Below are 25,739 nucleotides of genomic sequence, written 5' to 3'. Positions count from 1 at the left end.
CTCACCTGTACCGGTACGCGGCGGCCCTTCTCCGTGCCACGGCCGGTGTCCTGCCGCACCCGCTGACGTCAGCGCAGGTGGGACGTGTCGTTGAAGAGGCGCAGCGAGGCGCTGCCGTCCGGGTAGTAGGCGATGACAGAGGCCGAGGCGGGCGACAGCTCCATGCGGAAGAGGGCCTCTGGCGGTGCGCCGAGCGCCTGCCGGACGAGTGTCTTGATGGGCGTCACATGGGTGACGGCGAGGACGGTGCGCCCCACGAAGCGCGTGCGGAGGGCGGCGAGCGCGGCCTCGACCCGCTCGCCGAGCGCGCCGAAGCTCTCCCCTCCGGTGGGCGGGGCCCAGGGCGAGGACTGCCACGCGGCCAGGTCCGCGGGGTGGCGCTCGCGGACCTCGGCGAAGGTGAGCCCCTCCCACGCCCCGAAGTCGGCCTCGCGCAGGGCGTCTTCGACGCGGACGTCGAGTCCGGTCAGCGCGGCGACCGCGCCCGCCGTCTCGACGCAGCGCCCGAGGGGCGAGGAGACCACGGCCTGGATGCCGCCGCGCGCCGCGAGTCCGGCGGCGGCCGCCGCCGCCTGCCCCCGGCCGGTGGCCGACAGGCACGGGTCGCCGCCGCCGCTCCCGGAGAACCGCTTCTCCGGGGTGAGGGCCGTCTCGCCGTGGCGCAGCAGGACCAGCACGGTGGGGGCGCCCGCCTCGGCGGCGGCGCTCCAGCCGGCGGTGGTGTCCTGCAGGGGTGTCCGGTCGGGCTGCGGGGTGTTCACGGTGCCTCCCTGGGTTGCGTTCGGTGTGCGGGGGCGGGCCCCCGCGGACGGGCCACGGGCGCGTGCGGCGGGCGGCGTTACAGTGGCCGCCAGCAGCAGCGACGTTGAGGAGCAAGATGCCGAAGAACGGCCGGCTGAGTGAACTCCCCCTCGCCAACGTGAGGTTCGCTCGGCCAACCGCCAAGCTGGCGGAGTGCAGGCGCTTCTACCACGAGGTGCTCGGGCTCCCGGTGATCGCCGAGTTCTCCGGGCACGCCGGATACGACGGAGTGGTGATCGGACTGCCGGACGCCGCCGTCCAGTTGGAGCTGGTCCACGACGGCGGTGCCGTACCTGAGCCGTCGCCGGAGAACCAGGTCGTGCTCTACCTCGGGGACACCGCCGCGGTGGAGACCGCGGCCGCGCCGGTGCTCGCGGCGGGCCACGGCTCCGTGGTGACGGCCAACCCGTACTGGTCGGACCGCGGCGCGGTCGCCTTCGAGGACCCCGACGGCTGGGTCGTGATCCTCGCCCCCTGGGCCTACGGGCAGGAGAGCTGACACGCGTCCCCCGGGGGACGCGCCACGCCGCCGCGGGTCAGGTCTCCGCGGTGTCCCCCTCCGGTGGGGCGCTCCCGCGCGGGGTGTCCCCCTCCCGGCCGGCTTCCCGGCCCGCGCCGCGCTTCCTGACCGCCGCGGCGACCAGCAGCGGCAGCCGGCCGGCCAGCACCAGGAGGCTGAGGGCCACGCCGAAGCCGATGGCGGCGGCGCCGACGTAGAGGCTGCCGGGGGCGCCCCAGACGCCGGGGTCGGCGAGCGCGCCGAGGATCAGGCCGCCGATCAGCGACGAGCCCTGCATGATCAGCCCGTACACGGACATGATGCGGCCCCGCATCGTGGGTTCGCTGCGCTGGAGCAGCAGGGTGCTTGTGCTGGCCGTCGTCGCGGCGATGGCGCCGCCGAGCGGGAACATGATGACGATGGCGAGCCACGGCACGCGCGTGAGGGCGAGCGCGCACATCGAGAGGGCCAGCACGAGGACATAGGTCCGCTGGGTTCTGTCGGTGACCTGGCGGGTCGTCGCGATGAGGAACGACGAGACGACGGCGCCGATCGAACTCACCGTCAGCAGTGTGCTGGTGAGCCCGAGCCCGCTGTGCAGGGTGTTGGTGGCGAGCAGCGGCAGTGTGACGTCGAAGTTGAGCGCGAACACCGCCATGACGGCGAGGATCACCAGCGGCGCCATGACGGTGGGCCGGGTCCGCAGCTCCGAGAGCCCCTCGCGGACCAGCGCCCTGCGCGAGTCGGCCTGCGGCACGACCGGGCGCACCTTCATCCTGACGAGGATGAAGAGGACCACACCGAACGAGAGGGCGTTGATCAGGAAGGGCGCCGGCAGCCCCCAGGCCGCCACGAGCACCGGCGCGAGGCCCACCCCCACCGCCCGCGTGCCCTGGAACACGGCGCTGCTGAGGGCCACGGCACTCGGCCGCGTCTCGTCGTCGACGAGTTCGGCGACGAGGGCCTGGCGGGCGGGCGAGTCCACGGAGTTGGTCATGCCGAGGACGAAGGCGGCGACCCAGACGACGGGGAGGCTGATCGCGCCGGCCCAGGTGGTGAGCCCGAGCCCGAGCGCCACCATCCCCGACACGGTCTGGGTGACCAGCAGCACCTTGCGCTTGTCCCGGCTGTCCGCGATGGCCCCGCCCCACAGGGTCAGCAGGATCGGCGCCGACTGGACGGCGGACGTCACACCGAGCATGAAGCCGTCGTTGGGCGCGAGCACCTGGACGACCAGCCAGATCTGCCCGGTGAACTGGAGCCATGTGCCGATCAGGGAGACGGTCTCCGCTATCAGGTAATTGCGGTACTGCCGGACTCTGAGCGCGCGGAGCGCCGTGCTGAAGCGCCCCTGCTGCGCCGCCTGCGCCTCGGTGGGTTGCGCCGTCTTCCTGTTCAACGGGGAACCCGCAGGGAGGAGAATGCTTCGACGAATTTCACCAGCTCGTCACACATTATTTCACAGCGCCTTACCACATTGCCGGGTTTGATTTGCCCGGTCTCTTCGTCGAAGTCCGCTTGCGAACTCGCAACCTGCATGGGAACGGCCCATCCGGAGAGTGCCTTCACCACGGAACGCAGATGTTCGCACGCAATGGTCGCACCCCGCTCTGAACCCGCGTTGGCGAGCAGCGCGACCGGTTTGTTCTCGAACGCGTCGGCTTCCAGATGGTCGAGGGCGCTTTTGAGCAGGCCGGAGTAGCTCGAATGGAAAACAGAGGTCGCCAGCACCACTCCGTCCGCGGCCGCGACGCGGGCGCGCAGCTCCCTGCCACCCTCGTGCGGATAGACCCCTCCCCTGCCGTAGGCCTCGGTGTCGAGCATGGCGAGGGGGATGTCCCGCAGGTCAAGCACGTCGACTTCACAGCCGTTCACCCGCAGTAGGTCAGCCACCGCCCTCGCGAGCCGGCGGGACCACGCCGCGGGGCTCGGGCTTCCCAGTATGCAGAGAATCTTCACCGGATATCCTTTGCTCGGCTGCGGATCGGCCACTTCTGCGACTGCTGGGCGATTCCCGGACGCCGCGTTCCGTGGCTCGCTCTAGGACGAGAACCAGATTCTGGGCCATCTTCGGGTGAAAGAGATCAAAGTCGACATTCTCGACTCCAGGGAAGCATCTGTGGGGGGAATGCGGATATCCCGGGTTACTCCCCGGTCACACCACCCGAGGCAGGATGCAACACCTTCCGCTTGCACGACAGACGGTTTCTGGCCAGCGACCTGGCTCATTTTCACCTGTTCGCCAGTCGCGTCGATCACCTTATGGTTGAAGCGAATCCATTCATCAGGCCGTCAGAAAGGCGCGCGAATGAGTGGCGAAACCCAGGAAATGAACACTCGTCACAATGTGTCCGGGTCGGTTCGAATCCGCGGAGTTACTCCCGTTCCGCTCGACCTGGGACTCGACAGCCCGGTGACCGTCAGAGCGATCACGTTCGAGGGCCTGAGCGACGGACGGGAGCACCTCGCCCTCAGCCTCGGCGAACCCCAGGCGGTCCCGCTCGTACGGCTGCACTCCGAGTGCCTCACGGGAGACGTGCTCGGCTCCCTGCGCTGCGACTGCGGTCCGCAGCTGCGCGAGGCCCTCACCCGCATCCACGACAGGGGCGGCTACCTCGTCTACCTCCGCCAGGAGGGCAGGGGAATCGGGCTCTACAACAAGCTCGACGCGTACCGCCTCCAGGACGAGGGACAGGACACCTACACCGCCAACCTCTCGATCGGCCGCAGGGCCGACGAGCGCGACTACACGGCGGCCGCGGAGATCCTGCGCGTCCTGGGCACAGCCGAGATCGACCTGCTGACCAACAACCCCGACAAAGTACGTCAGTTGACATCGCTCGGGATCCGGATCCGGCACGCGGTGCCCACCGGGGCCCATGTCAACCCGAACAACTACCGCTATCTCAGCGCGAAGGTTTCCGAGACCCAGCACACCATCGACATCGAAGGAATGGCCCTGTGATGCACCATTCCGGTCCCATCAGCGGGATCGCCGCGTTCGCCGGCACGTACGTCGCCACGGCGGGTTACGACAACCAGGTCATCCTCTGGGATGCCGCGAGCAAGCGGCCGCTGAGCCGCTCCGTCCACGACCACCTGGCCAACCAGGTGTCGTTCAGCCCCGACGGCGCGTACCTGCTCACCTCGTCGAGCGACTACACGGCCCGCCTGTGGTCGCTGCCCGACCTCAAGCTCGTCAGCGTCCTCTCCGACCACGAGGACGACGTGGAGATGTCGGTCTTCCACCCGGCGGAGCCGCTGATCGCGACGGCCTCACGCGACCACCATGTCCGCGTCTACGGCTTCGACGGCAGCCTCAAGGCCGTCTTCGAGGGGCACACCGCCGATGTCATCTCGGTCGAATGGTCCCCGGACGGCAAGGAGTTGATCTCGTCGAGCGACGACGGGACCGTCAAGCGGTGGTCGCTCGCCACCGGCACCATGGTGAAGGACGTCGACCTCGGCGGGGTCGAGACGGACACCGTGGCCCTGGCCTCCACCGGGACGGTGTACGCGGGCAACGACGACGGCGAGATCGTGGTGGTCGAGGAGACCGGCACCACCGCGCACCCCGCACACGACGCCGGCATCAAGCGCCTCGTGTACAACGCGGCCCGCGAACTCATCGTCAGCCTCAGCTACGACCGCAAGCTGCGGGTCTGGGACGTCTCGGGCCAGGACCTCCGCGAGGTCGCCTCCTCGTCGCTGCCGAGCGACGTGTGGCCGCGCTCCTGCGCCTTCCTCGACGACACGACCCTGGTGTTCGCCACCTTCGGCTCCTCGTACGCGACGTACGACATCGCGGCCGAGGAGTGGGACCTCGCCGGTGTCGAGCCGACGTTCGGTGTGAACGCCGTTCTCCGCCACCAGGGTTCGACCCTCACCATCGGCGACGCCGGGCTGCTGTGGCGGGACGGCCGGGAGGTGGCGCGCACCGGGAGCCTGTGCAACTTCCTCACCGCGGTCGGCGACCGTGTCCTCACCGGCGGCCAGATGGGCACGGTCTTCGACGCCCTCACCGGCAGCCCCGTACACCAGCACAGGTCCCCGCTGAACTGCGGCGCGGCCTTCGACCGCGCCGGCCGCAGGCACGTCGTGATCGGCACCTACACGGGCGAGGGGCTGGTGTTCTCACTCGGCGACGACGGCGCCTTCACCCTGGAGGCGACGCTCCCGCTGCACGCCAACGCGGTCAAGGGCGTGGCCACCGCGGGCGGTGTCATCTTCTCCGTGAGCGCGGACGCGGAGGCGGCCTGGTTCTCGACCGAGACGCTCGAAGAGATCGCCCGGGTCCCCGAAGCCCACGACAAGATCGCCAACGGCTGCGCAGGCACGGCGACCGGCGAGTTCGTGAGCATCAGCCGCGACCTCAAGCTGCGGATATGGACCGGCGGCACGGCGGACGTGGTGGACACACCGCACGACCACTCCATCAAGAGCATCAGCACGTCCGCTGACGGCCGTTACATCGCCACCGGCGGCTACAACGGCCTGGTGGCGCTCCACGACCGCGCCACGGGCGAGTGGCCCGTCGTGGTCAGGCCCACCACGGCGGGCATCTCCTCGATCTGCTTCGACGGGGACGGCGACCGCTTCCTCGCCGGGTCGTACGACGGCTCGGTGTACCCGGTCGAGGTGCCGTCGTGACCGTGGGCAGCGCCCCGACCACCAACCCCAACCTGCTGGACGACCGGGCCGCCATGGGCCTGCCGCACACCTTCGTGTCCCGGCTCGACCCCGCCGACATCCGCGCGGCGTACGGCAGGCTGAGCGGCACGGACCCGGCAGGACTCGCGGAGATCGCCGAGGACGGGGACCGCCCGTTCGCCGACCGCTGGACGGCGGGCTCGCTGCTCGCGCTCGCCGGCGACCCCCGCATCGACCCCGAATCCCCCGCCATGGCGGCGATTTCGGGCGGCCGGGCCGCCATCGGCCTGCCCGAGGCCGACGTGGAGGGCGTCACCGCCCGGTGGAGCCATGTGGGGGTGCGGTCCGAGTGGATCGCCAAGGAGACCCCGCGCCACCCGGTGGACATGGCGCCCTTCCGGCTCGCCCGCTACCCCGTCACCAACCTGGAGTACCGGGGCTTCCTCGCCGACACGTCCGCCGCATGGCTGCCCACCTCCTGGCAGTTCGGCGTCTACCCGGCACACCTGGCGAACCACCCGGTGTGGACCGTGCCCCCCGAGGCCGCGGACGCCTACGCCGCGTGGCTGGCGCGGCGGACCGGCCGGCCCTTCCGGCTGCCGACCGAGGCCGAGTGGGAGTACGCGGCAGGCGCGGGCCGCGCCCACCCGTGGGGCGAGGCCTTCGCCGCCGACGCCGCCAACACCGTGGAGCAGGGGCCGCTCAGCACGACCCCGGTCGGCATCTACCCCGCGGGCCGGGGCCCGTTCGGGCTGAGCGACATGGGCGGGAACGTCGAGGAGTACGTCTCGGACGACTACCGGCCCTACCCCGGCGGCGCGTTCGTCGCCGACGACCTGCTGACGGACGCCGAGTCCTATCGCGTGGCGCGCGGCGGCAGCTTCACCCGCTATGGGGACCTGACCCGCTGCAGCCGGCGCCACGGCTGGTACCGCAAGCCCATCTACGCCATGGGCTTCCGCCTCGCGGAGGACGTGTGAACAGCACAGAGCGAACAGTGGAACCCATCGACACACCATGGGTGCCGGTGGACACCGCGGTGGACTACCTCGGGGTGGAGCGGCGCCACCCCGCCTTCCGCGCCTTCGGCGCCCGGCTCGGCGGCACCCCGCTCATCGAGGCGCCGGGGCCCGCGGGCGGCGCCGCAGTCCTCGCCAAGTGCGAGTGGCACAACCCCGAGGGATCCATCAAGGACCGGGTCGCGTACGCGCTGGTCGGCGCGGCCCTCCAGGCGCACGGGCAACGGCCGGTGGAGGAGCTGCGCGTACTGGAGTACTCGGGCGGCAACCTCTCCCGCGCCCTGTCCGGCCTCTGCCGCGACCTCGGGATCGCCGCCCGGTTCGTCCTCTCGTCCGCGAGCCCGCGCAGCCTCCTCGACACCCTGGAGGAACGGGGCGCGCGCTTCGACCTCGTCGAGGCGGACCTGGGCTTCATCGAGGTCATCAGGACCGCGCTCGCCGTCGCCGAGAAGGAGCCCGACTGGACCCTCCTCTACCAGCACCGCAACTCCGCCAACCCGGCCTTCCACGCCCGCACCACGGGCGCCGAGATCCTCGACGCGCTACCTGCCGTGTCCGGCGGGCGCACACCGGAGGCCTGGGTGGCCTCGATCGGCACGGGCGGCACCCTGATCGGGGTGCTGCGCGCGCTGCGCGGCCGCTTCCCCGGAGTCCGCGCGGTCGGCGTCTGTCCGAGCGAACTCCCCTACGGCAGCGAGGAACCGCCCAACGGGCTGCCCAAGTACGGCGGTTCCGGCGGCTTCGGCCACGGGCTCAAGCAGCCCTTCGTGGCCGCGTACGACGCGGAGATCGAGCACAGGAACGTGTCGTATCCGCAGTGCCTCGATCTCATGGCCGAGTACCGCGACCTCACCGGTGTGCGCATCGGCAGCTCGGCCGCCGCCAACTGGGCCGTGGCCAGGGAGATCGCCGCCTCGCTCCCCCCGTCGTCCACCGTGCTCACCGTCTTCCCCGACGCGGGCACCCCGGAGGAATGGGAGCGTATCGGCTGATGGCCACCACCGGTGGACACCCGGAGACGGAGACCTACCGCGAGCTGCTGCGCCGCTCGTTCCACGACCTGTACGTGAGCGAGGACGACCGCTGGACCGACGAGCCCGCCATGCGGCACCTGGTGGAGCTGGTCCTGGCGCGACTCGCCCCCGACAGCAGGGTCCTCGACGTCGGCGCAGGACGCGGCAGGGACACCGGGGTCCTGCTCGCCGCGGGCCACCGGGTCACCGCGGCCGACCTGGTCGAGCTGCCCGAGTGGGCCGATATCACGGCCCGTTGGGGCGACCGGGTGCGCTTCTCCGTCGGCGACGTACGCGCCCTGCGCGACGAGGGGGCGTACGACGCCGTGCTGGACAACGGGGTGCTGCACCACCAGCTCCCCGAGGACCAGCCCGCGCACCTCGCAGCGCTGCACGCGCTGCTGCGCCCCGGCGGGCTGCTCGGCGTCAGCCTGTTCGTGCGCGGGGAGCAGGAGTCGGAGGGGAGGCTGCACGTCCTCGACGACGGGCGGCTGTCCCGCGAGTTCACCGAGCCCGAGGCCCGTTCGCTGCTGGCCGGGGCCGGCTTCACCGTCGCCTCGGCCCTGCGGGTCGCCAGAGGCCGCCCCGGCTGGGCCTACCTCCTCGTGCTGGCCCGGCGCTCCGGCGACTGAGCGGCGGCGGCAGTCCCGTACCCGCCACCAGACCCCTTGGAGGTCATGTTGCACACCCGACGGGAGAACGTGCTGTTCATCGACCGGGTCGGCTACGACTGGTACCGCATGCCGGACGGCGGGCCCGTGCTCGACCCGGAGCGCTACCGGGTCACCCTGCTCACCCGGCCCGGGCTCGGGGACCGGGCGAGGCCCGGCGAGTGCGCCGAGGTGATGACGCTCGACATCGGCGACGACGGACTGCGCGACGGCATCGCCGAGGCCGTGCACCGCAGGGTCGGCCTCGACCGCGTCCTGGCCTTCACCGAGGGGCTCCTGCTGCCGGTTGCCCGGCTGCGGGACCGGCTGGGGATCCCCGGCCCCTCAGCCGACTCCGTCGTCCCCTTCCGCGACAAGTCGGCCATGAAGGCCGTCGCGCGCGGCGGCGGCCTGCCCGTCGCCGAGTGGGCCGAGGTGGACACCGCGGCCGAGGCGCTGCCCCTGCTCGCGGCCCACGGCAGGATCGTGCTGAAACCGCGCGCGGGCTACGGCTCCGCGGGACTGCACATCGTGTCCGACGAGGCGGAGTTGCGGGCACTCGACGCCGACCGGGCAACCGACCTGACGTACAGCCAGGCCGAGCAGTTCATCGACGCGCCCATGGTGCACATCGACGCCGCGGTGTTCCAGGGCAGGCTGCACACCGTCGTACCGTCCCGCTACCTGACCTCGACGCTCGCCTTCACCGAGGGCAGGCCCCTGTCCACCGTCACCCTCGACGACCCCGAACTGGTCGCGCGGTGCGTCCGGTTCACGGAACAGGTGGTCGAGGCGTTCAAGGTCACCGACAGCGTGCTGCACCTGGAGGCCTTCCTGACGGACGACGGCCGGCTGGTCTTCAGCGAGGTGGCCTGCCGGGCAGGCGGCAGCAGCATCGGCGCGATGGTCAGGTCCGTCACGGGCGTCAGCATCCACGAGGCGATGGTGCGCCTGGCCCTCGGCCAGGCGCCGACCACCGCCTACCCGCGCCGCGGCGCGGCCGCCGGGATGCTCCTCGTCTACGGCAGGCACGGCAAGGTCGCCCGCATCGACGACGACGCGGTCCCCAGGAAGTGGCTCGTCGAGCGGCGGCTCGCCGTGGAGCCCGGCCAGTGGTTCAGGCCGGCGCACATGGCGGGCGGCGGCCTCGCCACCTATGTCGTGACCGGTGCGACGCAGCGCGAGGTGCGCGAGCGCCTGGCGTTCGTCGAGGCCCACACCACGGTCGAGTACGCCGCGGACGAGCACGACCCGGAGGACGTCTGATGGACAGCCCGGCACCCGTCAGAAAACCGGGAGGCGCCCGGTGAGCGCCCTGAAGGCCGCCTGGCGCAGGATGCACGAGGACCTCGCGGTCGTGGTCGAGCGCGACCCCGCCGTGCACCGCAAGCGCGAGGCGCTGCTCTCGTCGTACCTCCCCGCGCTGTGGCTGCACCCCCTGGCCCACCGGCTGCACGGCGCGGGCCACCGCTGCACCGCCCGGATCGTGTCGCTGCTCGGCAGGGCCCTGTCGGGGGGCGTCGAGATCCACCCGGGGGCGCGGCTCGGCCGCCGCTTCTTCGTGGACCACGGGGCCGCCGTGGTGATCGGCGAGGACGCCGTGATCGGCGACGACGTCACGCTCTACCACCAGGTCACCATCGGCGCCGTCGGCTGGTGGCGGGACCGCGGCAGGCCGCCGGGCGAGCGCCGCCATCCGACGCTCGGCGACCGCGTGGTGGTCGGCGCCAACGCCTCCGTCCTCGGCCCGGTGCACGTCGGCGCGGACTGCCTCGTCGGGGCCCACGCCCTCGTGGTCACCGACGTCCCGGCCGCAAGCCGCGTCCTCCCCCCGCCCAGCCGCATCCACCCGGCGCCCGCACCGGCGCCCCGCCCAGCCGACGCCCTCACCGGCACCGCGCCCGCCGACCCGGCGGCCGCAGGACAGCCGGCGAGGACGCCATGGCAGAACGGATCACCGCGCCGATGACCCTCCACCCGCGCGCCCCCGCGCCCGTACGCCCTCCACAACAGCCGCCGCCCGCGCGCCCCCACGTGCTGCTGTCCGCGGCCGTCAGCCTCGACGGCCGCCTGGACGGCGCGGGGCCGCAGCGCCTTCTCCTCTCGGGCCCCGAGGACCTCGACCGGGTCGACGAGGTGCGGGCGGGCGCCGACGCCATCCTGGTGGGGGCGGGGACGCTGCGCCGCGACAACCCCAGGCTCCTGGTGCGTTCCGCCGCCCGCCGGGCCGCCCGTGCCGCCCGCGGCCTGCCGCCGCACCCGCTGCGGATCACCGTCACGGCGACCGGGGACCTCGACCCCTCCCTGCGCCTGTGGCACGAGGGCGGGGACCGGCTGGTCTTCACCGTGGACGCGGTGGCGGGCGGGCTCCGCCGCCGCCTCGCCGGCCTCGCCGAGGTGGTCGGCACGGGCCCCTCGCTCGACTGGGACCGCGTACTCGACGAGTGCGGAAGCCGCGGCGTGCGGCGGCTGATGGTCGAGGGCGGCGGCTCCGTCCACACCCAGCTCATGTCGCGCGACCTCGCGGACGAACTGCACCTGGCGGTCGCGCCCGTCCTGGTCGGCGAGGCGGGCGCACCCGCCTTCCTCGCCCCTGCCCCCTACCCGGGCGCCGGCCGCACCTCGCGGATGCGGCTGCTCGGCACCGCACGCGTCGGAGACGTCGTCCTGCTCCGCTACGCGCCGAAGGAGCGTACGTGATGCCGGAAGCCCCCCGGGAACCCACGCGGAAAACCCCCCGGGAGCCCACCCGGAAAACCGGCCGGGAAACCGCCCGGAAATCCGCTGGGGAAGACGCGGACATCGCATGGCTGACCCGCGCGATCGAGCTGTCGCGCCGATGCCCGCCGTCCGACGGCGCGTACTCGGTGGGCGCGATCGTCGTGGCCGGCGACGGCAGCGAACTCGGCAGGGGCCACAGCAGGCAGGACGGCGACCCGCACGTCCACGCCGAGGAGGCCGCGCTGGCCGCGCTCGCCCCCGGCCACCCCGCCCTGCCGGGCGCGACCCTCTACAGCACGCTCGAACCCTGCTCGCAGCGCGCGTCCAGGCCCCGCCCCTGCGCCCGCCTCATCCTGGACTCGGGCATCCGGCGCGTGGTCATCGCCTGGCGCGAACCCGCGACCTTCGTGGCGGACTGCGTAGGCGTCGAACGCCTGCGGGAAGCCGGGATCACGGTCGTGGAGATCCCCGCCCTGGCCGCCGCAGCCCGCGCGGTCAACGCCCACCTCCCCGACCCGGCGGACGCGGACACCCCGTAGCGCGCGCCCTCAGCGCGGCGCGGGGACGCCGGAGTCGCCGCAGGCCGTCTCGACGGTCGGGAGCCAGTCGACCGCCGAACGCCTCGCCCTCCTCGGCGCCCTCGAAGCGTCCGGCTGACGCCGCGCGCCCCCGGGCGGCCCGCAGGGTCAGCCCTCCCGGCCCCGGCCGGTCCCGCGCCGCCCGGGCTCCGCCGGGGCGGCGGTCGCGAAGATCGGCCAGCCGATCTCGGTACGCCAGCGTGCCTGGTCGGCGGTGTGGTGCCGGTTGACGGGATAGAACTCGTGGATGGGGCCGTCCACGGCCAGGGCATGACGGCCGACATAGTCGGCGAGGGCGCCGTAGGCGCGGTCGACGCCCTGCTCGGGGCCCTCGTGCAGGATGACGGCGAGTTCCACCGGCGGCAGTTCGGTCAGCCGCACCCGGCCGGCCGGCCGCAGACCGGCGGCCACGGGAAGGTACACGGTGGCACTGCCGCGTTCGAGGCTGAACAGCTCGTCGGCGTAGATCCCGCCCGCGGGTCCCGACGGCACCGCGCGCACGGTGTCGAGGAGGGCGTACAGCTCGCCGAGCGCGCCGTGGTACCAGGCGTCGATGTCGGCGACGTCGACGTCCGCCGTGACGGCGGCGGCCCGCCGGGCCGGCAGGCGCCGGTGCTCGACCGGGGCCACGACCTCGGGGTGCTCGATCAGGTCGCGCAGGGAGGCCACGGCGTCCCTGGTGCTCGCCAGCTCGCGTTCGAGCCGTCGCAGATGGCCGCCGATCAGCTCGTTGCGGGCGGCGAGATCGGAGGTGTGCAGGACGGCGCGGATGTCGTCGAGCGGCATGCCGAGGTCGCGGAAGCGGCGGATGATCTGCGCGGTGGGGATCTGGGCGAGGGCGTAGCGCCGGTAGCCGGAGGCGCGGTCGATCCGCGCGGGCTCCAGCAGGCCCTGCTCGTGGTAGTGCCGCAGCGCCTTCACGCTCAGGTGCGTGGCCCGTGCGAAGTCCCCGATCGACAGCAGCTCGGTCATCCCACCAGTGTGGACTCTCCCCCAGGGGGAGACACCAGGACAGGGCGGCCCTTGACCCTCCGGCCGCGGCAGCGCCGACGGTGGTCACACCCCCGGAAGCACCGGGCCGGAAGGAGAGACATGGCCACCACCGAGATCCCCCTGGCCGGAGTCGTCGCCGAGCACCTCCGCGCGGTCAACGCCTTCGACCTCGAAGCCGTCATGAGGACCTTCGCGCCGGACGCGTACGTCAACGACAACCGGCGCGAGATCCGCGGCGCCGCAGCGGTCCGCCAGTGGGTGCAGAAGGAGATGGTCGGCGACCACGTCACCATCGACCCCGTCGAGGTCCTCGACCACTACGGCGACGTCATCGTCCGCGGCCGCTACGACGGCGACTACGACAAGACGGGCCTGCCCGACGAGCTCGTCATGACCAACTACTTCTCCGTACGCGATGCCCGGATCGTCTCCCTCACCGTCATCTTCAACCAGCCCTCCCCGTACGGCACCCCGCCCGCATGAGCGACCACCCCGGCCCACGGCGGCCGGGGTGGCTCCCGTCCCCCTCAGGCGCCGGGGCCGCGGTGCCAGGCGCGCGGGTCGGCGTAGGCGGAGTGGCGCTCGATCCGGCGCCGGCCCGCGAGGGGACGCGCGCCGTGCGCCGGCAGGTGCGGTTCCGCGTCGAAGACGCCGGCCCGCGAGTGCAGTACGGCGATGAGCGCCGCCAGTTCCTCGGCGCCGTGCCGAGCCCCGGTGCACCCGCAGGAGATCGGATACGGTCGTCGCCTGCTCGTCCATCGTGTTCCTCCGGTCGTGCTGTCGGGCGGGTGGGGTGTGCACAGGTGCCTCACTGCGGCGGGTTGCCGTGCTTCCTGCCGGGCAGCGAGGTGGACTTCGCGGCCGGCATCGCGACCGTGGCGCACGGCACCCTGCGGGTGTCGCGCGGGTCGATCACGTCGTCCACCAGGCCGCGCTCGGCTGCGAAGTACGGATGGACCAGCTCCTCGCGGTACTGCTGGATCTTCTGGCGCCGCATGCTCTCGGGGCCCTCGGCCGCGGCGATCTCCCGCCGGAACACCACGTTCGCCGTGCCCCTGAGGCGGCCGGGCGGTTTCGTGGTCGACTTCGGCCCCCGCGAAGTCTGCCGGCGACGAACCCAGCTCACCGGAGAGCTCCCGCTGCCGGCCAAGGACACCGGCGGCAAGGGCATCGACGCACTGCTGCGCCTGTGCAACTTCGCCACCGCGGAGACCGAATGCCTCGCCATCGCCTGGCTCATCGGCTGCCTCGGACCCTCCGTACCCGTCCCCGCGCCCTTCCTCACCGGCCCCCAGGGCGCGGGCAAGTCGACCGGCGGCCGGATGCTCGTACGGATCATCGAGGGCGTGACCGGCGACCTGCGACGCGCCCCCGAGGACGAGGAGAACCTCATCGCCGCCGTCACCGCCGGATGGGTCACCGCGCTGGACAACCTCTCCCACATGACGCCGGACCTGTCCGACGCCATGTGCTGCATCGTCACCGGAGCCGAGAACGTCAAGCGCGCCCTGTTCACGGACGGGGGTGTCTTCCGCGCCCGCTACCGCCGCCCCCTCCTCCTCACCGGCATCGACGTCGGCGTCATCCGCCCCGACCTCGCCGAGCGGCTCCTGCCGCTGCGACTGGAGCGGCCCCGCGTCCGGCGCACCGAGGCAGAGCTGTGGACGGAGAACGCGGAAGTCCTGCCCGTCGTGCTCGGCTCCCTCCTCGACCTCACCGTCAAGGTCCGCGCCGCCGACGCCGAGACCCCGACCGACCTGCGGATGGCGGACTTCGCCCACCTGTGCGCACAGCTCGACACCGCAACCGGCCTCGGGGCCCTCGCGGCCTACCGGGCCAGCCTCGACGACCTTCCCCGGAAACCCAGCATGGAGTCGTCCATCTATCTCGGCAGCGATGGCTGGTGGCACAGCCACGTGACGATGGGCGTGAAAAGCGACGGCAGCCCCGACCGGCGCCACCGCCGCGCGAAGTCCGAGCCCGCGATCAAGCGCAAGGTGAAGGAGCTGGAACGCCAGCGGGACCAGGGCCGCGCACCCGCGGCGGGCCGTAAACCGACCGTCGAGGCGTGGATGGGGACCTGCCTCACAGGCCCGGCTGAGACCAGAACTGAGACCCCCGACACCCGCGCGGCACGCGCCCAGCGTCGCCGCCGCATCCGCTGAACCGAAAAGCCCAGCTCAGACACTGTCTGAGCTGGGCTTGAGGTGAGCCGCCTTCGGGATTCGAACCCGAGACCTACGCATTACGAGTGCGTTGCTCTGGCCAACTGAGCTAAGGCGGCCTGCCGGTCGCACCATGGTGCGATCAGCGGCGACGCCAAGTCTACACAGTTCCGCGGGGTGCTCCGCACACCCCGGGGGCGGGGGCGTTCGGGCTGGTCAGGTGCACTTTTTGCCGGATTTGGGGGGTGTGCCGTCGAGGAGGTAGGTGTCGATCGCCGTGTCGATGCAGGCGCTGCCGCGGCCGTACGCGGTGTGGCCGTCGCCGTCGTAGGTGAGGAGGCGGCCGGAGTCGAGCTGGGAGGCGAGGGCCCGGGCCCAGCGGTAGGGGGTGGCCGGGTCGCGGGTGGTGCCGACGACCACGATGGGGGCCGCGCCCTCGGCCTTGGCCGGGTGGGCGGAGCCGGTGGCGCGGGTGGGCCAGTAGGCGCAGTTCAGGGAGGCCCAGGCGAGTCCTTCGCCGAAGACGGGGGACGCCTTCTCGAACGCGGGCAGCGCGGCCTCGACCTGCTGGGGGCTGGTGAAGGCGGGCGGGAGGTCGAGGCAGTTCACGGCGGCGTTGGCATACATCAGGTTCGAGTAGTCGCCCTTCTGGGACCGCTCGTAGTAGGAGTCGGAGAGCGCGAGCAGCATGGCGCCGTCGCCGGTGAGGCCGCTGCGCAGGGCCTGGCGGAGCTGGGGCCAGGAGCCCTTGTCGTACATCGCGGCGATGACGCCCGTCGTGCCGAGCGACTCGGTGAGCTTGCGGCTCTGGCCGGTCGGCAGCGGCCCCCGGTCGAGCTGCTCGAAGAACGCCTTGAGACGGTCCTCCGCTGCCTGCGGCGACGACGTGCCGAGGGGGCACTCGGCCTGCTTGACGCAGTCCCTCGCGAAGGACTCGAAGGCGGTCTCGAAGCCCGCCGTCTGCTGGAGATTGGTCTCCCGCGAGGACAGGGCCGGGTTCATCGCGCCGTCGAGGACGATCCTGCCGGTGTTCTTCGGGTACAGGTCCGCGTAGGTCGCGCCGAGGAACGTGCCGTACGACGCCCCCACGTACGACAGCTTCTTGTCGCCGAGGACCTGGCGGAAGATGTCCATGTCGCGGGCGGCCTCGACCGTGGAGACGTGCGGCAGCAGCTTCGCGGCGCGCGTCTCGCAGCCGTGGGCGAACTTCTTGTACGCGTCGGTGAGCGCCGTCACCTCCTGCGGGTCGTCCGGCGTCTGGTCGACCTCGGTGTACGCGTCCATCTGCGGGTTCGTCAGGCAGTCGACCGGCCGACTGCGCGCCACGCCCCTCGGGTCCATCGCCACCATGTCGTAGCGCGCCCTGACCTGGGCGGGGTAGCCGATCCCCGCGTAGCTCTGCAGGTAGTCGACGGCCGAGCCGCCGGGTCCTCCGGGGTTCACCAGGAGCGAGCCGAGGCGCTTGCCGGGGCCCGTGGCCTTCTTGCGGGAGACGGCGAGGCCGATCTGCGCGCCGTCCGGCTCCGCGTAGTCGAGGGGCGCCTTCATCGTCGCGCACTGGAACCCGGACGCCCCGCACGCGTGCCAGTCAAGCTTCTGGTCGTAGTACCGCGCCGGCGCCTCCCGGTTCGCCGGTCCTGCACCCCGGCTGGGGTCGCTGCCCGAGGAGGACGAGCTACAGCCGGAGAGGAAGAGTCCGGCCGCCGCGAACACGGCGGCGGAGGTACGGAGCAGGCGCCTGGTGTCCATCGGGGGAGCCTAACCGCCCCGCCTGTACGGAACGGCGCAGCGACGCCCGTACGGGTGAGGGCGCCGGGCCGTCCGGCGGGGACGTACGCCTCCTCGGAGCCGGGCCGCCGCCGCTCTCAGCCCCGTCCCGCAGGCCCCTCTCAGCCCCCGCCCCGCAGGGCCATCGTCATCGCCTCGACGGCGAGCAGCGGGGCCACGTTGCGGTCGAGGGCCTCGCGGCAGGCGCCGATCGCGTCGATCCTGCGGAGGGTGCGCTCGGCGGTGGAGGCGCGCGCGACGCGGTCGAGGGCGTCGCGCACGTCCTCGTTGGCCAGCTGGACGCGCGAGCCGAGCTGGAGCGCGAGCACGTCGCGGTAGAAGCCGGTCAGGTCGGTGAGCGCCAGGTCGAGGCTGTCGCGCTGGGTACGGGTCGAACGGCGCTTCTGGCGGTCGGCGAGCTCCTTCATGGCGCCAGCGGTGCCCCGGGGCATCCGGCCGCCGCTCTCCGCGCCGAGCGCCGCACGCAGCTCCTCGGTCTCCCTCGCGTCGGTCTCCTCGGCGGCCTGCTTGGCGTCCTCGCCCGCCGCGTCGACCAGCTCCTGCGCGGCCCGCAGGCACGCGCCCACGTCGTCCACGCGCAGCGGGAGCTTCAGCACCGTGCTCCTGCGGGCCCTGGCCCGCTCGTCCGTGGCGAGGCGCCGCGCCCGGTCGATGTGGCCCTGGGTGGCGCGCGCCGCGGCCCGCGCCACCTCGGGCTCGATGCCGTCGCGCCGTACGAGGACGTCCGCGACGGCGTCCGCCGAGGGCGTGCCGAGCACCAGGAGGCGGCAGCGGGAGCGGATCGTCGGCAGCACGTCCTCCACGGACGGCGCGCACAGCAGCCACACCGTGCGCGGCGCCGGCTCCTCGACGGCCTTCAGCAGCACATTGCCCGCGCCCTCGGTCAGCCGGTCCGCGTCCTCCATGACGATGGCCTGCCAGCGACCGCCCGCGGGCGCCAGCTGGGCGCGCCTGACCAGCTCGCGGGTCTCCTTCACGCCGATGGACAGCAGATCGGTGCGGACGACCTCGACGTCGGCGTGCGTGCCGATCAGCGCCGTGTGGCAGCCGTCGCAGAACCCGCAGCCCGGCTCGCCGCCGAGCGCGCGGTCCGGGCTGACGCACTGGAGCGCCGCGGCGAACGCGCGCGCCGCCGTGTCCCTGCCCGCCCCCGGCGGCCCGGTGAACAGCCAGGCGTGCGTCATCTTCGACGCCTCGGGCGGCTCCTCGCCCCGCTCCGCGGCCGTGACCAGCCTGTCGGCGTCGCGCGCCGCCGCCGCAAGCGACGCGGCGACCCGCTCCTGGCCCACCAGGTCGTCCCAGACCGGCATTCGCGCTCCCAGCTCCGTGCCCCGTGACGCCCACGGCGTCGTGACGCCTCCACGCCACGGCGCCGCGACGTCCGCCGTCCCGCCCCATTGTGGCGGGTGGGTACGACAGTCACGCCCGCGCCGCCGCCGGCCGCGGCCACACCCGCACCGCCGGCCGCGGCCGCGCCGCCGCCGTCAGCGGCGCCCGCCGCGGCCCCTGCCCCTGCCGCCCCTGCCGTCGTCCTCGTCGTCGTGCGGGCCGAGCAGCTCGTCTGCGAGGGTCGGCAGGTCGTCGAGCGGGGTCTCCTCCGCCCAGTCCGACCTGCGGCGCTCGCCTCTGCCGCCGCCCGCGCCGCGGTCGTCGCCCGCGCCTGCGCCCCGGTACCGGGGCATCTCGCGGGTGCGCTCGTTGCCGCTCTCCCCGCCCTCGGACTCGTCCCTGAAGTACCCCTTCGGGAAGCGGTCGGAGGTGCCGGCGCCGCGCTCGGGCTCGTCCCGTACCTGCGGCAGGACAGCGGTCTCGTCGGCCGGGTCCGTGCGGTACTGCGGCAGCACCGCGGTCTCCTCCGCCGCGCGCTCGTCCGCGGAGACCGGAAGCTCCGCGTCCGCGTCCGCGAACCGGGGCAGCGTCGTGGTCTCCTCCTCAGAGGACGGCGCGTCGGACGGTGCGTCCGACGGCGCATCGACGCCCGCCGCAGGAGCCCCGGCCGCGGCCGGCCCGCCCGCCGCCCACGAGGGCCTGCGGCGCGTGCCGGGCTCCGCGTCGGCGGGGCCCTCCGCGGCCGGCGGCTCCGCCTCAGGGTCCCGTACGACCGGGGTCTGGACCGTGGTCTCGTTCGGCGACACAGACGACACACCGGACGGCGGGGTGTCGTCCTCGGCGGACACGCCCTCCTCGCGGGCGGCCGCGGCGGCCTCCTCCGCCTCGCGGCGCCTGGCCTCCTCGGCGCGCAGCAGCGCCTCCTCGGCCTTGCGCTGCTTCTCCAGGCGGCGCTCCGCGTCCTCCTTGCGCTGGCGCGCCTCCTCGGCGGCCCGCTGCCGCAGCCGCTCCTGCTCCGCCTCGTACGCCTCGCGCTCGGCGACGCGCCTGCGCTCGGCCTCCGCGGCCTGCCGCCGCTCCTCCTCGGCGCGCCTGGCCTGCTCCTCGGCCTGCCTGCGCGCCTCGTCCTCGGCGCGGCGCCGCTCCTCCTCGGCCCTGCGGCGCTCGTCCTCGGCGCGCTGCCTCGCCTCTTCCTCCTGGCGCTCGATCTCGCGCTGCCGCGCCTCTTCGAGCTCGCGGCGCTTGCGCTCCTCCTCCTCGGCGCGGAGCCTGGCGAGCTGCTCCTGCCGCTCGCGTTCGAGCCGCTCCTCCTCCGCCTTGCGCGCGGCCTCGCGTGCGGCCTCCTCCTCGGCGCGGCGCCGCGCCTCCTCGACGGCCGCCTTGCGCGCCTCCTCCTGGGCCTTGATCTCGGCCTCGGAGAGCGGCAGCAGCTGGTCGAGCCGGTGGCGTACGGCGGTGGTGACGGCCTCGGGCTCGCGGCCCGCGTCGACCACCAGGTAGCGCGCGGGGTCGGCGGCCGCGAGCGTGAGGAAGCCGGTGCGCACCCGCTGGTGGAACTCGGCGGGCTCGGACTCCAGGCGGTCGGGCGCCTCCGTGAAGCGCTCGCGCGCCGTCGCGGGGTCGATGTCGAGCAGCACCGTCAGGTGCGGTACGAGCCCCTGCGTGGCCCAGCGCGAGATCCTGGCGATCTCCGTGGGCGCCAGGTCGCGGCCCGCGCCCTGGTAGGCGACGGACGAGTCGATGTAGCGGTCGGAGATGACGACGGCGCCGCGTTCGAGCGCGGGCCGCACGACGGAGTCGATGTGCTCGGCGCGGTCCGCCGCGTACAGCAGCGCCTCGGCGCGGTGGGACAGTCCGGTGCTCGACACGTCGAGCAGGATCGTCCGCAGCCGCTTGCCGACAGGGGTGGCGCCCGGCTCGCGGGTGACGACGACCTCGTGGCCCTTGCCCCTGATCCACTCGGCGAGCGCCTCCACCTGGGTGGACTTGCCCGCGCCGTCACCTCCCTCGACGGCGATGAAGAAGCCGGCCGCCGCGGACGCCTGCACCGGTTCCGCGCCGCCGCGCACCGCGTCGAGCAGGTCCTGCCGCAGCGGCACGCCCGACCTGTCGTCGGTCTTGGCGAGGACGACGGCGGCGACGGGCAGCAGCAGCGCGCCGACCAGCATCAGCGTGAAGGCGGCGCCGCCGTGCGCGAAGACGAAGTCGCCGCCCGCGAGGCGGTGCGGGCCGATGGCGGCAGCGACGAGCGGCGCGACGACGGCGGCGACGGCCATGAAGACCCGTACGACCGCCTGGAGGTGGTCGGCGAACCTGGCCCTGCGCCGCTCCTCGGCCTGGAGCTCGACGAGGGTGTGGCCCGCGTTCGCGGCGACACCGGCGGAGAACCCGGCAAGCAGCGCGAGGAACAGCACGGTCGCCGTGTCGGGCACCAGGCCCATGGCGAGCAGCGCGACACCGGTGACGGCGGTCGCGAGGACCATCATGCGGTTGCGGGAGAGCGCGGGCAGCACCTTGGGGCCGCGCCGGATGCCGAGGCCCGTGCCGCCCGCGAGGGCGAGGACGAGCAGCGCGAAGGCGACGGGGCCGCCGCCGAGGTCCTTGGCGTCGAGCACGGACACCGCGACCGCCGAGGTGATCGCCCCCGCGAGGGCTCCGCAGGCGAGGACGAGCAGCGGTACGGCTCCGGTACGGCCGCGGTCCGCGGCGGGGGCGGCGGCCACGGGCGCCGCCCCCGCCGCGTCGCCGCGGGCGCCCGCCTCGGCACCGGCGGCGTCGCGCGCCCGGCCAGCGGCGGCCGGGCGGCGCAGCCCCTCCAGCGGGGAGCGCGGGCGCGGGGTCCTGCCCTCGGGGATCTCAAGGAGTACGAGCGTGGAGACCGAGGCGGCGAACAGGCCGGCCGCCACGTACGAGGCGAGCGCCACCTGGTGCAGCGAGAACCACTCGACGCCGGTGCCGAGCAGATTGCCGATCAGGGTCGCGACGAGCAGCACGGCTGCCGCTGCCGGCACCGCGAGGAACGAGGTGCGCAGCGACAGCCTGCGCAGCGCGTCGAGGTGGTCGGGCAGCGGCCTGACCGCGTCGCCCTCGGGCGGCGGCGGGGGCAGCAGGGCGGGCGCCGCGCTGTCCTTGGCGACGGTCCAGAAGCGCTCGGCGACCCCGGCGACGAAGACCGTGCTGAGCAGGATCGGCAGCGCGCGGTCCGGCGTCCAGTCGATCCACAGCGGCGCGACGATCAGCAGGGCGAGCCGTACGCCGTCCGTGACGATCATCGTCCAGCGGCGGTCGAGGGGGCCGCCGTCGCGCGGTGGGCGCGGCTTCTTCGCGGCCTTGGGTGCGGTGGCGCCCTTCGCCGAGCCCGCGTCGAGCGTCGGGCGGCTGTCGCCCGGCGCGATCACCGAGGCGCCGGCGGCGGGCCCGCCCGCGGTCTTCCCTGCGGCTCCCGGCTCCCCGGCGTTCCTCGCGTCCTTGCTGGTTGCGTTCGCTGCGCCCTGCGCGCTCTGCGCGTCCTTCGCGTCCTTGCCGCCGTCGGCGGGGCGCGGCCGTCCGCTGCCGGGTGCGAGGAGCGCCGTCAGCGGTCCGAGCAGGACGGCGCCGAACAGCAGCGTCGCCACGACCCGGGCGCCGAACACGGCGGCCACCGCGAACGCGACGCCCCGGTACCCCGACCCGAAAGAGCCGTCGGAGATGGCCGCCTGGAGGGTCAGCACCACCAGGACGAGGACCCCGAGGACGTCACCGATGCCGCCGGCGAACTGCGCGCCCCACAGCCGCCTCAGCGGGGGCAGGCGCAGCAGAGAACGGACGGCGCGCTCCCGTGAGTCTGCGGCAAGTGCGTCGTGGCCGGAGGCGGGGACCACGACCGTTGGCTGCTCGGCTCGCGTCATCCGCCCAGCCTATCGGGACGGCACGGGCGCCCGGAGGCCCCGGCCCGTACGGACGCCGGGGCACGGCGCCCGCCCGCGCGGGGAGCCGCACGCGGCGGGCCCTCCGGCGTTTCTGTGCGAAAACACCCCATCGGCGACCACCTGGACACCCGCCCCGACGCTCCGTCACCGCCCGTGCGTACCGGGTGAGACCGGCGCGGGCGTCAGCCCTCCGCGCCGCCGGAGCCGCCGGCCGAGGCCGAAGCGGCCGCCTTCTTCGCCGTCGTCTTCTTCGCAGCCGACTTCTTGGCGGTCGACTTCGCGGTCGTCGTCTTGGCCGCGGCATTCTTCGCCGTCGACTTCTTCGCCGTGGCCTTCTTGGCCGTGGCCTTCTTCGCCGCGGACTTCTTGGCGGTCTTCTTCGCCGGCCCCTTGGCCCGCCGCTCGGCCAGCAGCTCGTAGCCGCGCTCCGGCGTGATCTCCTCGACGGTGTCGCCGGTGCGCAGCGTCGCGTTGGTCTCGCCGTCCGTCACGTACGGGCCGAAGCGGCCGTCCTTGACGACGACGGGCCGCTCGCTGACCGGGTCGGTGCCCAGTTCCTTCAGCGGCGGCTTGGCGGCCGCGCGGCCCCGCTGCTTCGGCTGCGCGTAGATCGCGAGCGCCTCTTCCAGCGTGATGTCGAACAGCTGCTCCTCGGTCTGGAGCGAGCGCGAGTCCGTGCCCTTCTTCAGGTACGGGCCGTAGCGGCCGTTCTGCGCGGTGATCTCCACGCCGTCCGCGTCCGTGCCGACCACGCGCGGCAGCGACATCAGCCTGAGCGCGTCCTGGAGCGTGACCGTGTCGAGCGACATCGACTTGAAGAGGGAGGCGGTCCGCGGCTTCACCGTGTTCTTTGAGGTCTTGCCGGTCTTGGGGGTGCCGTCCGGCAGCACCTCCGTCACATACGGGCCGTACCGTCCGGCCTTCGCGACGATCGGGTGGCCCGACTCCGGGTCCACGCCGAGATCGAAGTCGCCGCTCGGCTTGGCGAGCAGCTCCTCCGCGTACGCGGTCGTCAGCTCGTCGGGGGCGAGGTCCTCCGGCACGTCGGCGCGCTGGTGGTTCTCGGAGTCCTTCTCGCCGCGCTCCACGTACGGGCCGTAGCGGCCGACGCGCAGCATGATCCCGTCGCCCACGGGGAACGACGAGATCTCCCGCGCGTCGATCGCGCCGAGGTCCGTGACCAGTTCCTTGAGGCCGCCGAGGTGGTCGCCGTCGCCGTTGCCCGCGACGGACGCGGTGCCCGCGTCGTCGCCGCCCTCGCCGAAGTAGAACCGCTTGAGCCACGGCACCGAGTGGGCCTCGCCGCGCGCGATGCGGTCGAGGTCGTCCTCCATGCGGGCGGTGAAGTCGTAGTCGACGAGCCGGCCGAAGTGCTTCTCCAGCAGGTTGACCACGGCGAAGGAGAGGAAGGACGGCACGAGGGCCGTGCCCTTCTTGAAGACGTAGCCGCGGTCCAGGATCGTGCCGATGATCGAGGCGTACGTCGAAGGGCGGCCGATCTCGCGCTCCTCCAGCTCCTTGACCAGCGACGCCTCGGTGTAGCGTGCGGGCGGCTTGGTGGAGTGGCCGTCGGCGGTGATCTCCTCGGCGCTCAGCGGGTCGCCCTCGGCGACCTGCGGGAGGCGCCGCTCGCGGTCGTCGAGCTCCGCGTTCGGGTCGTCGGCGCCCTCGACGTACGCCTTCATGAAGCCGTGGAACGTGATGGTCTTGCCGGAAGCGGTGAACTCGGCGTCCCTGCCGTCGGCGGCGCGGCCGCCGATCCTGACGGTGACGCTGTTGCCGACGGCGTCCTTCATCTGAGAGGCGACGGTCCGCTTCCAGATCAGCTCGTACAGCCGGAACTGGTCGCCGCTCAGGCCGGTCTCGGCGGGGGTGCGGAAGCGGTCGCCCGAGGGCCTGATCGCCTCGTGCGCCTCCTGCGCGTTCTTGACCTTGCCGGCGTACGTGCGCGGCCTCTCGGGCAGGTAGTCGCCGCCGTACAACTGCGTGACCTGGGCGCGCGCCGCCGAGACCGCGGTGTCGGAGAGCGTCGTGGAGTCCGTACGCATATAGGTGATGAAGCCGTTCTCGTACAGCTTCTGGGCGATCTGCATGGTCGACTTCGCGCCGAAGCCGAGCTTCCGCGAGGCCTCCTGCTGGAGCGTCGTCGTACGGAACGGCGCCGAGGGCGAGCGGCGGTACGGCTTCGACTCGACGGAGCGCACGGCGAACGAGGTGGATGCGAGCGCGGCGGCGAGCGCCCGCGCGTTGGCCTCGTCGAGGTGGAGCACCTGGTCCGACTTGAGCCGGCCGTCCGCGCCGAAGTCGCGGCCCTGCGCCACCCGGCGCCCGTCGACCGAGACCAGGCGTGCGACCAGCGACGACGGGTCGGAGGCGTCGCCCGCGCGGCCCGTGCCGAAGGTGCCGGTGAGGTCCCAGTACGCGGCGGAGCGGAAGGCGATGCGCTCGCGCTCGCGCTCGACGACGAGCCGGGTCGCCACGGACTGGACGCGGCCGGCGGACAGGCCGCGCATGACCTTCTTCCACAGGACGGGCGAGACCTCGTAGCCGTAGAGCCGGTCGAGGATGCGGCGGGTCTCCTGCGCGTCGACCATCTGCGTGTTGAGCTCGCGCGGATTGGCGACGGCCGCCCTGATCGCGTCCTTGGTGATCTCGTGGAAGACCATCCGGTGGACGGGGACCTTGGGCTTGAGCACCTCCTGGAGGTGCCACGCGATGGCCTCGCCCTCGCGGTCCTCATCGGTGGCGAGGAAGAGTTCGTCCGACTCGGCGAGCAGTTCCTTGAGCTTCCTGACCTGGGAGCGCTTGTCGGAGTTGACCACGTAGATCGGCTGGAAGTCGTGCTCGACGTCGACGCCGAGCCTGCGCACCTCGCCGGTGTACTTCTCGGGGACCTCGGCGGCCCCGTTCGGCAGGTCGCGGATGTGCCCGACGCTCGCCTCGACGACGTACCCGGGACCCAGGTACCCCTTGATCGTCTTGGCCTTGGCGGGCGACTCGACGATGACGAGTCGGCGGCCGCCGTTCGCGGTCTCGCTGGTCGGGGACAACTTCGTTCTTCTCTCTCCGGTCGACGCTCGATGAGCCCTGCGGGTCCGTGCGACTGACGGGCCCTGCGGGTCCGTACGACTGCTGCACCTCTTACGACAGTACGGCGCCGGCCCACGGAGCCCGTGGCGCGGCCCCGCTGTGACGCTCCCCCGCTGCGGAGTGTGACGGTACAACCCGCCCCTGTGTCAAACGGCGAAATCCCGCAACGGCCCCTCGAACGGTAACCCGACTCCCGGCATTCCCGCCGCCGGACCCCGCGCGCCGCCGCGCCGCCGTGCACCGGGCGCGCCGCGCCTCCCGCGTTCCGCCCCGGCGCCACGCGGGCCCCCGCGGCCCGGGCGTGACGCTCCGGCGTCCGCCGTGTCGCCGCAGGTCCGCGGGGGTGCCCCGGCCCCCGTGCGGCCGGGGCCCCGCGCCCGGTCCCGGCCCTCGCGGGGGATTCCGCTCGCCGCGGTGTCCTGGCGGGGCCCGGCAGCGGCCGGTGAGCGCTTCGCCAACCCAAAAGATCGACTAACCGGTCCCCTTAACGTTCCAGCACCGGGCAGGCGTCAGTCCGTATACATCGCCTTACGGC

General features: G+C 73.3%; 17 protein-coding genes, 1 tRNA gene and 4 pseudogenes. 12 read left to right on the top strand and 10 right to left on the bottom strand.

All coding sequences use genetic code 11. The features are described 5' to 3' along the window. Positions 1 to 68: 68 nt before the first annotated feature. A pseudogene (locus AB0910_RS08290) lies at positions 69 to 713 on the bottom strand (histidine phosphatase family protein); the annotation flags it as partial. Positions 714 to 877: 164 nt separating this feature from the next. Between AB0910_RS08290 and AB0910_RS08285 the strand changes: the two are divergent. Next, on the top strand, positions 878 to 1,300 hold the full coding sequence (locus AB0910_RS08285; protein ID WP_366743725.1) for a VOC family protein: 423 nt from the start codon (positions 878 to 880) through the stop codon (positions 1,298 to 1,300). A 37-nt stretch (positions 1,301 to 1,337) separates the two neighbouring features. Here the strand turns inward: AB0910_RS08285 and AB0910_RS08280 are convergent, their stop codons facing one another. Together AB0910_RS08280 and AB0910_RS08275 are read right to left on the bottom strand one after the other, a co-directional pair. Then, positions 1,338 to 2,699, bottom strand: coding sequence for an MFS transporter (locus AB0910_RS08280; protein WP_366743724.1), 1,362 nt, complete (start codon positions 2,697 to 2,699; stop codon positions 1,338 to 1,340). Beyond that, a complete protein-coding gene (locus AB0910_RS08275) occupies positions 2,696 to 3,292 on the bottom strand; it encodes an NADPH-dependent FMN reductase (protein WP_366743723.1) in 597 nt (198 codons plus the stop codon). Before AB0910_RS08275 ends, AB0910_RS08280 begins: the two co-directional genes overlap by 4 nt. A 421-nt stretch (positions 3,293 to 3,713) precedes the next feature. Between AB0910_RS08275 and ribA the strand changes: the two genes are divergently transcribed. The 9 genes and pseudogenes from ribA to AB0910_RS08230 form a co-directional block, all read left to right on the top strand. Further along, the gene (ribA, locus tag AB0910_RS08270; RefSeq protein WP_366743722.1) at positions 3,714 to 4,265 is read left to right on the top strand and encodes a GTP cyclohydrolase II; all 552 of its coding nucleotides are present in this window, start codon (positions 3,714 to 3,716) and stop codon (positions 4,263 to 4,265) included. Then, positions 4,265 to 5,950, top strand: coding sequence for a WD40 repeat domain-containing protein (locus tag AB0910_RS08265; protein ID WP_366743721.1), 1,686 nt, complete (start codon positions 4,265 to 4,267; stop codon positions 5,948 to 5,950). Before ribA ends, AB0910_RS08265 begins: the two co-directional genes overlap by 1 nt. Positions 5,951 to 6,003: 53 nt before the next feature. Further along, positions 6,004 to 6,930 (top strand): SUMF1/EgtB/PvdO family nonheme iron enzyme, encoded by a 927-nt coding sequence (locus tag AB0910_RS08260; protein ID WP_366743880.1) that lies wholly within the window; start codon positions 6,004 to 6,006, stop codon positions 6,928 to 6,930. Further along, entirely contained in the window at positions 6,927 to 7,961 is a 1,035-nt protein-coding gene (locus AB0910_RS08255; protein WP_366743720.1) for a pyridoxal-phosphate dependent enzyme, read from the top strand. Before AB0910_RS08260 ends, AB0910_RS08255 begins: the two co-directional genes overlap by 4 nt. Then, positions 7,961 to 8,614: a class I SAM-dependent methyltransferase gene (locus AB0910_RS08250; protein ID WP_366743719.1), complete on the top strand. Its 654-nt coding sequence runs from the start codon at positions 7,961 to 7,963 to the stop codon at positions 8,612 to 8,614. The genes AB0910_RS08255 and AB0910_RS08250 overlap by 1 nt, the downstream gene beginning before the upstream one ends. A 45-nt stretch (positions 8,615 to 8,659) precedes the next feature. After that, positions 8,660 to 9,898, top strand: coding sequence for a hypothetical protein (locus AB0910_RS08245; protein WP_366743718.1), 1,239 nt, complete (start codon positions 8,660 to 8,662; stop codon positions 9,896 to 9,898). A 40-nt stretch (positions 9,899 to 9,938) separates the two neighbouring features. Next, positions 9,939 to 10,601 carry a serine O-acetyltransferase EpsC gene (gene epsC, locus AB0910_RS08240; protein ID WP_366743717.1) on the top strand — a complete coding sequence of 221 codons (663 nt, stop codon included), beginning with the start codon at positions 9,939 to 9,941 and terminating at the stop codon, positions 10,599 to 10,601. Continuing rightward, positions 10,574 to 11,332 carry a dihydrofolate reductase family protein gene (locus AB0910_RS08235; protein ID WP_366743716.1) on the top strand — a complete coding sequence of 253 codons (759 nt, stop codon included), beginning with the start codon at positions 10,574 to 10,576 and terminating at the stop codon, positions 11,330 to 11,332. The genes epsC and AB0910_RS08235 overlap by 28 nt, the downstream gene beginning before the upstream one ends. Before the next feature lie 95 nt (positions 11,333 to 11,427). Next, a pseudogene (locus AB0910_RS08230) lies at positions 11,428 to 11,892 on the top strand (deaminase); the annotation flags it as partial. Positions 11,893 to 12,039: 147 nt separating this feature from the next. Here AB0910_RS08230 and AB0910_RS08225 read toward each other — a convergent pair. Continuing rightward, the gene (locus tag AB0910_RS08225) at positions 12,040 to 12,903 is read right to left on the bottom strand and encodes a MerR family transcriptional regulator (protein ID WP_366743715.1); all 864 of its coding nucleotides are present in this window, start codon (positions 12,901 to 12,903) and stop codon (positions 12,040 to 12,042) included. Between the two features lie 120 nt (positions 12,904 to 13,023). Between AB0910_RS08225 and AB0910_RS08220 the strand changes: the two genes are divergently transcribed. Continuing rightward, on the top strand, positions 13,024 to 13,407 hold the full coding sequence (locus tag AB0910_RS08220) for a nuclear transport factor 2 family protein (RefSeq protein WP_366743714.1): 384 nt from the start codon (positions 13,024 to 13,026) through the stop codon (positions 13,405 to 13,407). A gap of 325 nt (positions 13,408 to 13,732) precedes the next feature. On the opposite strand, the pseudogene AB0910_RS08215 reads toward AB0910_RS08220, so the two are convergent. After that, positions 13,733 to 13,972: pseudogene (locus AB0910_RS08215) on the bottom strand (carboxyl transferase domain-containing protein); the annotation flags it as partial. Between the two features lie 43 nt (positions 13,973 to 14,015). Between AB0910_RS08215 and AB0910_RS08210 the strand changes: the two are divergent. Then, positions 14,016 to 14,777 (top strand): annotated as a pseudogene (locus AB0910_RS08210) (ATP-binding protein); the annotation flags it as partial. A gap of 357 nt (positions 14,778 to 15,134) precedes the next feature. Here AB0910_RS08210 and AB0910_RS08205 read toward each other — a convergent pair. From AB0910_RS08205 to topA, 5 genes are all read right to left on the bottom strand, one after another. Further along, a tRNA-Thr gene (locus AB0910_RS08205) sits at positions 15,135 to 15,208 on the bottom strand. A gap of 97 nt (positions 15,209 to 15,305) precedes the next feature. Next, positions 15,306 to 16,838: an alpha/beta hydrolase gene (locus AB0910_RS08200; protein ID WP_366743713.1), complete on the bottom strand. Its 1,533-nt coding sequence runs from the start codon at positions 16,836 to 16,838 to the stop codon at positions 15,306 to 15,308. Positions 16,839 to 16,978: 140 nt separating this feature from the next. Next, positions 16,979 to 18,187 carry a DNA polymerase III subunit delta' gene (locus AB0910_RS08195; protein WP_366743712.1) on the bottom strand — a complete coding sequence of 403 codons (1,209 nt, stop codon included), beginning with the start codon at positions 18,185 to 18,187 and terminating at the stop codon, positions 16,979 to 16,981. 174 nt (positions 18,188 to 18,361) lie between these two features. After that, positions 18,362 to 22,093 (bottom strand): dTMP kinase, encoded by a 3,732-nt coding sequence (gene tmk, locus AB0910_RS08190; RefSeq protein WP_366743711.1) that lies wholly within the window; start codon positions 22,091 to 22,093, stop codon positions 18,362 to 18,364. Between the two features lie 203 nt (positions 22,094 to 22,296). Continuing rightward, the gene (gene topA, locus AB0910_RS08185) at positions 22,297 to 25,164 is read right to left on the bottom strand and encodes a type I DNA topoisomerase (protein WP_366743710.1); all 2,868 of its coding nucleotides are present in this window, start codon (positions 25,162 to 25,164) and stop codon (positions 22,297 to 22,299) included. Positions 25,165 to 25,739: the final 575 nt, after the last annotated feature.

The sequence above is a fragment of the Streptomyces sp. NPDC047002 genome (genome assembly GCF_040704505.1).
GTDB lineage: Bacteria > Actinomycetota > Actinomycetes > Streptomycetales > Streptomycetaceae > Streptomyces.
Note: the sequence above shows the minus strand (reverse complement) of the source record. Positions and strands in the feature narration are given on the sequence as shown.

Coding starts and splice junctions, on each gene's coding strand:
- AB0910_RS08285 (WP_366743725.1), top strand. CDS start 878: ATGCCGAAGAACGGCCGGCTGAGTGAACTCCCCCTCGCCAACGTGAGG.
- AB0910_RS08265 (WP_366743721.1), top strand. CDS start 4,265: ATGCACCATTCCGGTCCCATCAGCGGGATCGCCGCGTTCGCCGGCACG.
- AB0910_RS08260 (WP_366743880.1), top strand. CDS start 6,004: ATGGGCCTGCCGCACACCTTCGTGTCCCGGCTCGACCCCGCCGACATC.
- AB0910_RS08250 (WP_366743719.1), top strand. CDS start 7,961: ATGGCCACCACCGGTGGACACCCGGAGACGGAGACCTACCGCGAGCTG.
- AB0910_RS08245 (WP_366743718.1), top strand. CDS start 8,660: ATGTTGCACACCCGACGGGAGAACGTGCTGTTCATCGACCGGGTCGGC.
- AB0910_RS08235 (WP_366743716.1), top strand. CDS start 10,574: ATGGCAGAACGGATCACCGCGCCGATGACCCTCCACCCGCGCGCCCCC.
- AB0910_RS08225 (WP_366743715.1), bottom strand. CDS start 12,903: ATGACCGAGCTGCTGTCGATCGGGGACTTCGCACGGGCCACGCACCTG.
- AB0910_RS08220 (WP_366743714.1), top strand. CDS start 13,024: ATGGCCACCACCGAGATCCCCCTGGCCGGAGTCGTCGCCGAGCACCTC.
- AB0910_RS08200 (WP_366743713.1), bottom strand. CDS start 16,838: ATGGACACCAGGCGCCTGCTCCGTACCTCCGCCGCCGTGTTCGCGGCG.
- AB0910_RS08195 (WP_366743712.1), bottom strand. CDS start 18,187: ATGCCGGTCTGGGACGACCTGGTGGGCCAGGAGCGGGTCGCCGCGTCG.
- tmk (WP_366743711.1), bottom strand. CDS start 22,093: ATGACGCGAGCCGAGCAGCCAACGGTCGTGGTCCCCGCCTCCGGCCAC.